The following is an 11,304-nucleotide window of genomic DNA, read 5'->3' as shown; positions in this document are numbered from 1 at the left end:
TTGCCGAATCATCCGGCCTGCTCACCCCACCCGGCCGGCGGCAACCACCATCCCGTCGAAGAAGACGGCGAGGCAGTCATTCGCGAGGTGGTCAATGGTGTAGGGGTCTTCGGGACGATGCCAGTACACGCTCAGCCAGACGGCATCCCGGATGAACCGGTGGAACACCTTGGTAGGGACGTCCTTACGGAACACTCCGGCGCTCTTTCCCGCCTCGATCGCGTCGAGCCAGATCCCCTGGGCCGTATCCGAGAGCTCGCGCGCCGCGACGAAATCCCGATCATCGCGGTAGAGGGAGAACTGACTCTGGTAGACCTTGGTCGCGTCCGGGTGCGCCGCTCCGACCTGCAGTGACACTTCGACAATCGCACGCAGACGGGACTGCGGGTCCAAGTTCTCGAGATCCCGCGCACGGTAAGCCTCGACCAACTCTGCCAAGTGACCGGTGATCAGTTCACTCACCAACGCCCGCTTCGACCGGAAATGGTGGTAGATGGCGCCCGGATTGATCCCGACGGCTTCTCCTATTTCCCGCATCGAAGAACCCGCGATGCCCTCGGTGGCGAACAGGGACGCTGCGGCAGCCAGGATCGCATCCCTGCGCCCGTCCGATGCAGACCCTGACGCGAACGTTGTAGGCGCACCTTGTCGAACCGTCATTTCGGGGACCGTATACGAGGATATTCACCATTGTCAATCCAAATCCCGAACGAACCGTAAACGCATCATTCCATTGACATCCGCCGATGTATTGAACGATCATTACACAGGTGATTCCATGTGCTACCCCAGCGTTCGACGGCATCATGAAACTCGGCCGGCTGCATCACCTGGGTATCGTCGTCGACGACCCGGACAGCGCTGCCCGCCGAGCCGAAGAAGTCTTCGGCATTCCCATTACCCTGTTGGACGAGTCCACGTACACGTGCCGCGTCGACGGCGTGGAGCAGTCGACTGTCCAGCGTCTGGGCATATCCGTCGAGGGTCCTCCCCACCTGGAACTGCTGCGTACAGTGCCCGGATCCGATGTCTGGCACCGTTCCCACGGGGTGCACCATCTCGGGTTCGTCGTCGACGACCTCGCCGAAGCATCGCGCGAACTCGAACGCCGGGGCGCGCCACTGTGGGTCGGCGGGCTGCGCGACGGCTCGTGTCCCAGCGGTACCGCCTACCATCACGGCCCGTTCGGAATCACGATCGAACTGCTGGACACCACTACCCGCAACGCCCTCGCTGCCCGCGCGAATGCTGCACAGCCCGAACGGCCGAAGCCTTGAATCCCTGGCGGTTCACCCGGGCACGAACCACCATCGGCGTAGACATGTAATGAACGTTCAAGATGTATTTTCTCAATTCATCGAGACATATTTTCCAGGCAGAGATACGGGAGGATTCCAGTGAGATTCGAGGGCAAAGTCGCTCTGGTCACGGGCGCGTCCCAGGGACAGGGGCGCAGCCATGCGGTGCAGCTCGCCGCCGAAGGCGCCGATGTGATCGCGGTGGATCTGTGCCGCCAGTTGGATTTCGTCCCGTACGCGATGGGAACCTCCGACGGCCTTGCAGAAACCGCCCGTCTCGTCGAGGCGCACGGTCGGCGTGTCTACACATCGCGGGTCGACGTGCGTAGCCGCGAAGACGTACTTCAGGTGGTGGATCGAGGAGTCGAACGTCTCGGCCGCCTGGATATCGTCGCGGCGAATGCGTCGATCTGCACGGTCCAGCCGCACGAGGACGTCACCGAGCAGGTGTGGCAGCACACGCTCGACACCAACCTGACCGGAGTGTGGAACACCTGCGCCGCGGCGATTCCGCACCTGGCGGCCACCGGCGGGGGCGCAATCGTGATCACGGGCTCGACGGCGAGCACCGTCGGACTGCCCTTCTACCTGCCGTACGTCGCGTCCAAGCACGCATTGACCGGAGTTACCCGAACGCTGGCGCTCGAACTGGCGGACCGGGCCATCCGGGTCAACATGATCAACCCCACGGGCGTCGATACCGCACAGGGACATTCCGAGATCCTGCCGGCGCTACTGGAACAACGCCCCGATCTGGCACCGATTTTCAAGAACACGCTGCCGGTGGAACGCATCGACGCGATCGATGTGACCCGGGCATTGCTGTTCCTTGCCTCCGACGAAGCCCGGTACATCACCGGCATCGCGATGCCGGTGGACGCCGGCTCGACCATCCGCTGAGCCACAGCGATATCCGACCATCGAAGGAGTTCTGATGACAAGGGTTACCTACGCACGTAGCGTTCACGACGAGGCCGAGATCAACGCGTGCCTGGAGGTACTGCGCGGCGGCCCCTATGCGATGAAGATCGGCAAGAACGTCGCCGAGATGGAACGGCAGGTCGCCGGCCTGTACGGCAAGAAACTCGGCCTGATGTGCAACTCCGGATCTTCGGCGCTGTACCTTGCGCTGGAACTGCTCGACCTGCCCAAGGGCGCCGAGGTGATCACCTCTCCCCTGACGTTCTCCACCGATATCGGGCCGATCGTGCGAGGTGGCTGGGTACCGGTGTTCGTCGACGTCGAGCGCGACACCTTCAACGCGGACGCCTCGAAGATCGAAGAACTCGTCACCGACAAGACCCGGGCGATCCTGCTACCGAACCTCGCCGGTAACGCCCCGGACTGGGATGCGGTTCGCGAGGTCGCCGACCGGCACAATCTGTTCGTGATCGAAGATTCCTGCGATTGCATCGGGACGACCCTGCGCGGCACCAAAACCGGTAGCCGTTCCGACATCACGGTCACCAGCTTCGCGATGTCCCACATCATCACCTGTGCCGGCAACGGAGGCATGGTGTGCGTCGATGACGAGGCGGTTCGCGACAAGGGGCTGATGCTGCGGCGCTGGGGCCGCCGGTCGGAGCCGCACTTGTTCGGCTCCGAGAAGGCACGCACCGGCCGGGTGTTCCGGGAAGACCTCGACGGGGTGCCCTACGACAACGATTTCATCTTCGATGTGCTGCCCTGGAACTTCGAGCCGTCCGAACTCGGGGCGGCGTTCGGCCTGGTCCAACTCGGCAAACTCGAGGCCAACTACAAGCGCCGCGCGCAGATCCTGGACGCGTTCAACGGTGCATTCGGGGCGTACCCGACTCTGTTCCGCCTTCCCCGGCAGCTCGAGGGTTTCCACACCGCGTGGCTGTGCTATCCGGTCACCGTCCGCGAGGATGCCGGATTCACTCGCTCGGACCTGCAGGAATCGCTCGAGAACGCCGAAATCGATACCCGCACGGTGTGGAGCGGCAACGTCACCCGTCACCCGATGATGCGCGGGGTCGAACACCGTGTCCCCGTCGGCGGCCTGCCGCACGCGGACGAGGTATTCGAGCGCAGTATGAGCTTGGGGATGAGCCACGGCATGTCCGACGAAGAAATCGACCACGTCGTCGCGAGCATCCACGCATTCGCCTCCCGGTACGCACAACCCCAGTCGTGAGGGCCCGTCGGGCATCCGCGGGCGAAGGAAGCCGGCGGCGATACCACAGCGCAGAATCGGTGATCTATTCGTTTCTGCGATCGGCTTCGGCGCGATGACTCCGACACAGGTGCCCGGCTACGACGTCGAGCGAGGCCGGCGCACCGTCGGCGCCACGCTCGACGCGGGTGTGTGGTAGTTCGATACCGCCGATGTGTACGGACCCGCGGGCGGCGGTGACGGCGTCGACGAACTCGCCCTCACCGCCGCCTCCGCAGCTGGGCAGGTGACCTCGACGACGGTTTTGTCGGCACCGAGGCAGGCTACCTCCGGTTCGATCCGGCCGGATAAGGGCGCGCGACCTACTTGCTCATCCAGGCGTAGCGGAAGTCCTGCCCGCCCAGTGGCGCGAGGAATGCCTTACCGGCTTCGACGCCGTGCACCTTGTTGGTCATCACCCAGCCGGGGACGCCCTGCCAGATCGGCGCATACATCGCATTGTCGGTGGCCCACTCGACGACCTCTTTCGCGCGGGAGGCCCGCTGCTGGTCCGTCGCGGTCGAATCGTCGATCGCGGCAATCTTGGCGGCGATATCGGCCGGCACCCCACCTGGCATCGTCGTCGGGTTCGTCAGGAACCAGTTCAGGTCCACGCCCGGCTCGAGCCCGGGGTAGGACATCCACATGAGCGCACCCGGCCGATTGCTCTTGGAATAGCCGCCGGCGGAGAGCTGCCGGATATCCATCAACTCCAACTGGATCCTGATCCCGGCTTTCGCCAGGTCGGCTTGGACGATCTGAGCTGCCTGCGGGAACGGCTCCCAGTTGGCAACGTAGAAGGTGCCGGCATCCACCCCGTCCGGATGGCCTGCGGCGGCCAGCAACTGCTGGGCCTTCGCCGGATCGTAGGGGTAGGTCGACTCCAAGGACTCGTCGAAGCCGTTGATCACCGACGCAAACGGCTGCACCCGTGCGGTAGTGGTCGGCACCAGTGCTTCGACCAATGATCTGCGGTCGATCGCGTAGTTGACTGCCTGCCGTACCCGGAGGTCGTCGAACGGCTCGACCGTGTGGTTGAGGTGGAGGGCGGCGGTCGTCGAGGCGTTCTTCAACGGTCGCATCGCGAGGGTGCCCTGGTCGATACCCGACTGCAGTGCACTGACATCGCCGTTGGACAGCACTACGTCGACCTGGCCGCTACGAATCGCGGAATAGGCGGCATCCGTCGCCCGCACCGCGATGTCGACTCTGGCGATCTTGCCGGTATTCGGATCCCAGATTCCGTCTTTGTCGGTCCGCAGTTTGTAGGTCACCCGCTCGTTGGGCCGGAAGCTGTCGATCTCCCAGGCGCCGGTGCCGACCGGGTGAGTCGCCAAATCAGGGTTGTCGAGCGCCTTCTCACTGATCATGATGCCGGGTGCCGCCGCGGACAGCGCGCCCATCACCGCACGACTGGCGGCGGCCAATTGCAGGTCGACGGTGTGCTCGTCGACCACCGTGACACTGTTGATCGTCGCGGTCAGTTCCTTGCTCACCGGAGCCTTCCGGTACCGCTCGATGTTCGCCACGACCGTCGCGGCGGTAAATGGTGTGCCGTCGGAGAACTCGACGCCGGGGCGCAGGTCCAGCCGCAAGGTTTTGCCGTCCTCGGAGAAGGTCCATTTCGTGGCCAGCATCGGGAGATACTGCCCGTCCTCGGAGATCTGGAGCAGCCGGTCGTAGACGGGCCAGGTATTGGACAGCACCGCGGTCGAGCCCGGGGTCTGCGCCGGGTCGAGGGTTGTGACCCCTGCATAGGTGAGCCGTAGCGTAGCGTTCGGGTCGGGCGCGCCGTTGCCGCCGGAGTTCGGGCCGGATCCGCAGGCACTGAGCACGAGGGCGCCGACAGCAAGGAGCGCGCCGAGAGCCGTGCGCCGGCCCGTGCCCTTCCGCCGGCCGAGTTGACGTGACAAGGGGCTACTCCTTCGTATTTCGGTCACCGGAAGTTGTCCGGAACCGGGGACATGTAGGTGTCACCACCGTGGGTGGAGATGCGCAGCTCCCGCGAGGTGATGAACTCGAGCAGCACCGGCCGTCCGGCCTCGGTCTGCGCGATCCCCCGGCGGATCGCGCCGGCGATATCGGCGGGATCGGTCACCTTCTCCGCATACAGACCGAGCGCCTGCGCCATCGCCGTGTAGTCGCCGGAGATTTCCATCGTGTGGTATTTGGACTGGGAAAGGCCCATGGCGTTGGTCTCCATCGCCATGTACGAGTTGTTGAACAGGATCGAGAGCACCGGGATCTGCTCGCGCACACAGGTTTCCAACTCGATCCCGGTGAACCCGATCGCCGCATCCCCCCAGAGATTGACGCACAGTTTCTCGGGATGGATCAGCTTGGCTCCCATCACCAGTCCGAGGCCGTAGCCGAGCTGGGTGGTCTTGCCCCAACCGAGGTAGGTCAGCGGCTCCGTGCACTTCCAGAACGGCGAGAGCTGATCACGCGGCGAGCCGGCGTCGTGGGTGATGATCGTGTTCGCGGCATCGGTTGCCGCGATCAGCTCCCAGATCACCCGGTACGCCGAGATAGGGTTCTCGTCCGAGGTCAGCAGCGGCAGCCACTCGGCGAGCCAGTCGTCATGCACCTGCTCGATCTCGGCCGCCACCGCGGTCCGGTCGCGGTCGGTGTCGACGAGCTCGTCCAGCACGGTCAGGAGGGCATCGAGTGTCAGCGCCGCGTCGCCGACCAGTCCGACGTCTGCTTGCACGACCGTATCGAGGTGCCCGGGGTCCACCGTTGCATGGATCACGGTCTTGCCTTCTGGCATCGCGGTGGCGAAGTCGGACGGCGTGAAGCTGCAACCGACGCCGAAGATCAGGTCGGACTCAGCCAGGAAGTGGTGCACGGTACGCGGAATCGCGCGACCGCACGAGCCCAGCGAGAGCGGGTGGTCCTCGGGGAACGCGCTCTTGCCCTGCAGACTCGTGGTGACCGGGATGGCCAGCTTCTCGGCGAGCCGCTTCAGTTGCGGCCAAGCCTCGGCGTAGTGCACGCCCTGTCCTGCGTAGATCACCGGCCGCTGTGCTGCCACCAGCATCTCCGCGGCCCGGCGTACGTCGGCGGGGTCGGGTCCGGACCGGGTGCTGATCACCGGCCGGTAGTCCAGCGGCACAGTGACGTCGGCGAACCACATATCCCGCGGGATCTCCACCACTACCGGGCCACCACGCCCGTTGCGCAGACGGCTGAATGCGCGGCGGAATACCGCGGCGACCTGGTTGGCGTCGTTGAGGGGCTCGACCGACTTGGCGATCGAGCGCAGTGAGATCGTGGAGTTGAAGTTCGGCGCGATATGGGCCTCGTCCCGCCGGTAGCCCATGGGCAGCACCAGCAGTGGAACCGATTCACCGAAGGCTTGCGCCACAGCACCCATACCGTTCTCGATGCCCGGACCGTGCTGGGTGGCATACACACCGATCTGTTTGCCGCTGGTCACTCTCGAGATCGCATCGGCGATATGTCCGCCGGTGCGTTCCGCACGAGTGATCACCGGCCGGATATCGGCATCTGCCGCGTATTCGAAGAGGTAGTTCAGCGGGTAACCACTGACGATCTCGATGCCTTCGGCGGCGAGGATCTCGGCGATCGCAGTACCCAGTTTCATTGATCCCTGCTCTCCGGATTCGGTGCGCGTGCTCGCCCGTGGATATCGCCGACGTCGATCCGCTCGGCGGACCGCCGTCATAGGGAAAGTAGCGAGACTCCCGGCCGGTCCCGGGACCATCTCGGTGAGCGGGAACACGCGGCCCTCAATCCACCTGTGCGGCCAGCCCCGCCTGCTCGATCCCGGCGACCGCAGCGATCTCGTCGTTGTCCGACGTGTCACCGGTCACCCCGACCGCGCCGAGCACCGCGCCGTCGGTACCACGGATGAGCACGCCACCGGGAACGGGCACGAGCGCTCCTCCGATCGCGGCAGTGACCGAGGCGATGAAGAAGGGCTGCTGCTCGGCGCGCGCCATCAAGGCACGTGAACCGCGGCCCAACGAGAGCGCGCCGTGTGCCTTGCCGAATGCGATCTCGAACCGCTTGTTGGACGATCCGTCCTCGCGCTCGACCGCGAGCACATGGCCGCCGGCGTCGAGGACGACCACGGTCAGCGGCTGGAGACCCTGGTTCGCGCCGGCTTCACGGACACCGGCAATGATGGTGCGCGCAGCGTCCAGGCCGATACTCATGCACTGTTCCTGAGCAGCAGGCCGGCGCCGGCGATACCGTGAATCTCCTCGATCATCTGTCGCGTATCCGGCAGGTCGTTCTCCGGTTGTGCCCCCGGCGCATCCAGGGTCTCGATACTCTTCTGCGGCATGGCTATTCCTCTCTTCAGCCCGCGCAGAGTACTGAGCAGGCGAACAGCTACACCGGGGAGTTCTCGTGCGCTGGGACACAGAAGGGTTACTCGGTCGGCACTACGCTCGGCCTCGAAATATTCTCGGCCGGTGAGCGCGCCGGGTGTCGACGCCGAGCAAGCACCCGACGAAACGGACGGTACCGAGATCTGCCGCGACACGATCGGTATCCGCCGACCGGCAACCGGCGGGATTCGATCAGACGATGTGATCGGTGCCGAGTCGCCGCAGGCACCCCTTGCACTCGCGCGCGGCCCCGTACGCGATACCGGCGGGAGAACCGACCTCAGCCGTTCTCACTGAATGAGTCGCCGAGTCGCATGCGACGCACGAAATGCTTGATTGTCCGGGTGAACCTCGACGGTGTGGTTTGCCTCGGGGCCGATCACGAATCGACGGCAGGAGATCGGGCTCGCTGCCTGGCCCGACCCGACTCCAGGAGGACAACGCTATGACCGCATCATCATCGTCGGCGCGAACCGGGGTGACCCGCCGCGAGCCCGGCAACAGCGATGCACCGGAGTGGCCGGCGTTACCGGCCGCGCCCGCGGAGGCACCCAATGTCGTGGTGATCATGACCGACGACGTGGGCTACGGGGCCAGTAGCACTTTCGGTGGTCCGGTCCCCACGCCGACCCTCGATGCCCTTGCCGACCGTGGACTGCGCTACACACAATTCCACACCACTGCCATGTGCTCGCCCACCCGCGCTGCTCTGATGACCGGTCGCAATCACCACCGCGTCGGTGCCGGGCGGGTGACCGAGATGGCACTCGCCTATGACGGATACACCAGTGTGATACCCGACAGCGCCGCTACGATCGCCGAGATCCTCCGCTCGAACGGCTACAGCACCGCGCATTTCGGCAAGTACCACAACGTTCCCGTGTACGAGACCGGTCCGGCAGGCCCGTTCGACCATTGGCCCACGAATATGGGTTTCGAGCACTTCTACGGCTTCCTCGGGGGCAGTACCAACAATTGGGCACCTGCGCTGCACCTGAACACCACTACCGTCGAACCGCCCACCGACGACCCGTCCTATCACATCGAGAAGGATCTCGCGGACAAGGCGATCGCCTGGATCCGTCGGCTGAAATCGGTAGCGCCCGCCACACCGTTCTTCCTCCAGTACGCCACCGCTGCCTGCCATGCACCGCACCATGCCCCGCCGGAGTGGATCTCCCGGTTCTCCGGCCGTTTCGACCGCGGGTGGGACGCCGTACGAGAGGAAACACTGTCACGCCAGAAGGATCTCGGCGTGGTGCCCGCAGGCACCCGGCTCACCGAGCGGCCCGCTCAGATCCCGGCCTGGGACTCGCTGTCCGCCGATCACAAGACCGTGGCGACGCGCATGATGGAAGTGTATGCCGCCTCGCTCGCCTACGCCGACGCTCAGATCGGCCGCGTCCTGGACGAGCTGGAGCGGATCGGTGAACTGGACAACACGCTCGTGATCTACATCCAGGGCGATAACGGGGCAAGCCCGGAGGGCGGCGCCAACGGCCTGCTCAATGAGATGACCTACGTCAACCGGATGGAAGACAGTATCGAGACCCTGCTCGAGCATCTGGACGAGCTCGGTGGTCCATTGCACTACAACCACTTTCCGGCGGGTTGGGCGCACGCCACCGACTCACCCTTCCAGTGGTTCAAAATGGTGGCATCCCATTTCGGCGGCACTCGCAACGGAATGGCCCTCTCGCTGCCCGCCCGGATCGCCGATGCCGGCGGCGTGCGCACTCAGTTCCATCACGTGATCGATATCGTGCCGACCATTCTCGATGTCATCGGAATCGATGCGCCCGCCGTCGTTCGGGGTGTGCCACAGGTGCCGATGGACGGTGTGCCCATGACCTACACGTTCGACGGCCCCGAGCAACCGTCGACCCGGACGACCCAATACTTCGAACTCATGGGCAATCTCGCGATCTACCACGACGGTTGGGTTGCCGCGACCACACCGACGGAGATGCCCTGGGAGTATTCGGCCGACATACCATCCATCGACGACCGGCAGTGGGAGCTGTATCACGTAGCCGAGGACTACAGCCAGTCCCGTGATCTGGCAGCAATGCATCCGGACCGGCTGCGTTCGCTCGTCGACCTGTTCTGGGCCGAAGCCGAAGACAATCACGTTCTCCCGATCATTTCCGGCAAGGCATCGCGTCCGGGGCCGCCCAAGCCCAATCCCACCGAGGGGCGCACGATATTCACCTACTATCCGGGAACCACACGGGTGCCGCCCGGCGCCGCCCCCGACATCACCAACAGATCGTTCACGATTACCGCGGATGTAGTGGTCGATTCCGGCCGCACGAACGGTATTCTGCTGTCCCAGGGCGGGCGGTTCGGCGGACACGCCCTCTACTTTCTCGACGGCCGGATCGTCTACCACTACAATCTGCTGGGCCGGGAACGTTACGTCGTCGTCTCGGATTCGGCTGTCGCTGCGGGCAAACACATCATCTCGGCCGGACTCGAGCTGCACGACGCCGATCGTGGTAGCGGTGCGACGGTCACCCTGCTGTGCGATGGAATACCCGTGGGAAACGGGAACATCGACCACACAGCTCCGTGGCGCGTCAACTACATCGAGGGCCTGAACGTCGGGCAGGATACCGGTTCACCGGTATCCGAGGACTATCGAGTCCCGTTCGCATTTCCCGATACATTGAACTCCGTAACACTGGAATTCAGCTGAATTACCTGCCTGCCACACGATGAACCGGGCAGGTGAACTCTCCGTGCCGGAGGTGGTGCGGAGGGTTCACCCGCCCCATATGACGGTAATGCCCGTAGTGAGCGCCATGGCGACCGTCAGTCCGGTCAGCGCCGCACCGTGCCTCAGGAGCGGAACGGTGCGCCCAGCCGAGAACGAGGCAACGGCGCGGTCGTGTCGCCGGGCCGAGCGCGCAATGACGACAACTGCGAATCCGAGCCCGGCCAGACCCACCACGGCATGCGCCGCGTTCGACTCGAGGCCGTGCCGAAGGAACAACAGCGCGACTCCCGCGAGACTCGCTGCGGTACGTACCCACGCCAGCGTTGTCCGCTCCGGCTGCAATCCGGGGTCCGGGCAATGCTGCGACACACTCATCGCACTACCACGACAACACCGAGAACCAGCGCGGCGCCGACGACCAGCCCGACGAGCAGCCAACTGATCGCGGGAACCGGCAGGCTCCGCCCCGTACGCAGGGCGCCCTCGACCGAGAGCCAGCGGGTGAAGGCGAAAATGCCCACAACAGCGGCACCGACCAGCAATCCGAGCACAAGCACAGTCCGGACCACGGGCCCGACCACATCCGTTCCGAACGCCTCGAGACCGACCGCCGCGGCGACCAGGCCGAGGGCCGTGCGGGCCCACGCGAGGAACGTCCGCTCGTTGGCCAGGGTGAACCGGGGATCCGGATCCTCGCCGACCTTGAATTGTTTCGGGCGCCAGTCACGCAACGTCATGAGCAGAATCTTCCGG

At 64.9% G+C, this 11,304-nt stretch carries 11 protein-coding genes; 4 read left to right on the top strand and 7 right to left on the bottom strand.

The features are described 5' to 3' along the window. Positions 1-21: 21 nt before the first annotated feature. Positions 22-660 carry a TetR/AcrR family transcriptional regulator gene (locus NS6_RS11175; RefSeq protein ID WP_068040289.1) on the bottom strand — a complete coding sequence of 213 codons (639 nt, stop codon included), beginning with the start codon at positions 658-660 and terminating at the stop codon, positions 22-24. Positions 661-770: 110 nt separating this feature from the next. Between NS6_RS11175 and NS6_RS11170 the strand changes: the two genes are divergently transcribed. The 3 genes from NS6_RS11170 (at position 771) to NS6_RS11160 (ending at position 3,456) form a co-directional block, all read left to right on the top strand. Next, positions 771-1,277, top strand: a complete 507-nt coding sequence (locus tag NS6_RS11170; protein ID WP_245669250.1) for a VOC family protein — start codon at positions 771-773, stop codon at positions 1,275-1,277. Positions 1,278-1,397: 120 nt separating this feature from the next. Further along, positions 1,398-2,198 carry a mycofactocin-coupled SDR family oxidoreductase gene (locus tag NS6_RS11165; RefSeq protein ID WP_068040286.1) on the top strand — a complete coding sequence of 267 codons (801 nt, stop codon included), beginning with the start codon at positions 1,398-1,400 and terminating at the stop codon, positions 2,196-2,198. A 34-nt stretch (positions 2,199-2,232) separates the two neighbouring features. Then, on the top strand, positions 2,233-3,456 hold the full coding sequence (locus tag NS6_RS11160) for a DegT/DnrJ/EryC1/StrS family aminotransferase (RefSeq protein ID WP_068040284.1): 1,224 nt from the start codon (positions 2,233-2,235) through the stop codon (positions 3,454-3,456). 341 nt (positions 3,457-3,797) lie between these two features. Here the strand turns inward: NS6_RS11160 and NS6_RS11155 are convergent, their stop codons facing one another. The 4 genes from NS6_RS11155 to NS6_RS36215 all read right to left on the bottom strand — a co-directional run bounded on the left by NS6_RS11155 (position 3,798) and on the right by NS6_RS36215 (position 7,786). Then, entirely contained in the window at positions 3,798-5,387 is a 1,590-nt protein-coding gene (locus NS6_RS11155; protein ID WP_068040282.1) for an ABC transporter substrate-binding protein, read from the bottom strand. A 23-nt stretch (positions 5,388-5,410) separates the two neighbouring features. After that, positions 5,411-7,162: a thiamine pyrophosphate-requiring protein gene (locus NS6_RS11150; protein ID WP_084470936.1), complete on the bottom strand. Its 1,752-nt coding sequence runs from the start codon at positions 7,160-7,162 to the stop codon at positions 5,411-5,413. A gap of 64 nt (positions 7,163-7,226) precedes the next feature. Next, positions 7,227-7,655 carry a GlcG/HbpS family heme-binding protein gene (locus tag NS6_RS11145; protein ID WP_068040279.1) on the bottom strand — a complete coding sequence of 143 codons (429 nt, stop codon included), beginning with the start codon at positions 7,653-7,655 and terminating at the stop codon, positions 7,227-7,229. Continuing rightward, a complete protein-coding gene (locus NS6_RS36215; RefSeq protein ID WP_281211408.1) occupies positions 7,652-7,786 on the bottom strand; it encodes a hypothetical protein in 135 nt (44 codons plus the stop codon). Before NS6_RS36215 ends, NS6_RS11145 begins: the two co-directional genes overlap by 4 nt. A 491-nt stretch (positions 7,787-8,277) precedes the next feature. Here NS6_RS36215 and NS6_RS11135 point away from each other — a divergent pair, with 491 nt between their 5' ends. Continuing rightward, on the top strand, positions 8,278-10,530 hold the full coding sequence (locus NS6_RS11135; protein WP_068040275.1) for an arylsulfatase: 2,253 nt from the start codon (positions 8,278-8,280) through the stop codon (positions 10,528-10,530). Positions 10,531-10,596: 66 nt separating this feature from the next. Here NS6_RS11135 and NS6_RS11130 read toward each other — a convergent pair whose 3' ends face one another. Both NS6_RS11130 and NS6_RS11125 read right to left on the bottom strand, forming a co-directional pair. Beyond that, positions 10,597-10,926: a DUF202 domain-containing protein gene (locus NS6_RS11130; RefSeq protein WP_068040272.1), complete on the bottom strand. Its 330-nt coding sequence runs from the start codon at positions 10,924-10,926 to the stop codon at positions 10,597-10,599. Beyond that, positions 10,923-11,288 (bottom strand): YidH family protein, encoded by a 366-nt coding sequence (locus tag NS6_RS11125; protein WP_068040270.1) that lies wholly within the window; start codon positions 11,286-11,288, stop codon positions 10,923-10,925. The genes NS6_RS11130 and NS6_RS11125 overlap by 4 nt, the downstream gene beginning before the upstream one ends. Positions 11,289-11,304: the final 16 nt, after the last annotated feature.

Origin of the sequence: Nocardia speluncae NBRC 108251 (assembly GCF_001613245.1) — a bacterium.
In the GTDB taxonomy this organism is placed as follows: domain Bacteria; phylum Actinomycetota; class Actinomycetes; order Mycobacteriales; family Mycobacteriaceae; genus Nocardia; species Nocardia speluncae.
Note: the sequence above shows the minus strand (reverse complement) of the source record. Positions and strands in the feature narration are given on the sequence as shown.

What these genes read in the sequence shown, in the direction of transcription:
- NS6_RS11175 (WP_068040289.1), bottom strand. Translation starts at nt 660, where the DNA reads ATGACGGTTCGACAAGGTGCGCCTACAACGTTCGCGTCAGGGTCTGCA.
- NS6_RS11160 (WP_068040284.1), top strand. Translation starts at nt 2,233, where the DNA reads ATGACAAGGGTTACCTACGCACGTAGCGTTCACGACGAGGCCGAGATC.
- NS6_RS11150 (WP_084470936.1), bottom strand. Translation starts at nt 7,162, where the DNA reads ATGACGGCGGTCCGCCGAGCGGATCGACGTCGGCGATATCCACGGGCG.
- NS6_RS11145 (WP_068040279.1), bottom strand. Translation starts at nt 7,655, where the DNA reads ATGAGTATCGGCCTGGACGCTGCGCGCACCATCATTGCCGGTGTCCGT.
- NS6_RS36215 (WP_281211408.1), bottom strand. Translation starts at nt 7,786, where the DNA reads ATGCCGCAGAAGAGTATCGAGACCCTGGATGCGCCGGGGGCACAACCG.
- NS6_RS11135 (WP_068040275.1), top strand. Translation starts at nt 8,278, where the DNA reads ATGACCGCATCATCATCGTCGGCGCGAACCGGGGTGACCCGCCGCGAG.
- NS6_RS11130 (WP_068040272.1), bottom strand. Translation starts at nt 10,926, where the DNA reads ATGAGTGTGTCGCAGCATTGCCCGGACCCCGGATTGCAGCCGGAGCGG.
- NS6_RS11125 (WP_068040270.1), bottom strand. Translation starts at nt 11,288, where the DNA reads ATGACGTTGCGTGACTGGCGCCCGAAACAATTCAAGGTCGGCGAGGAT.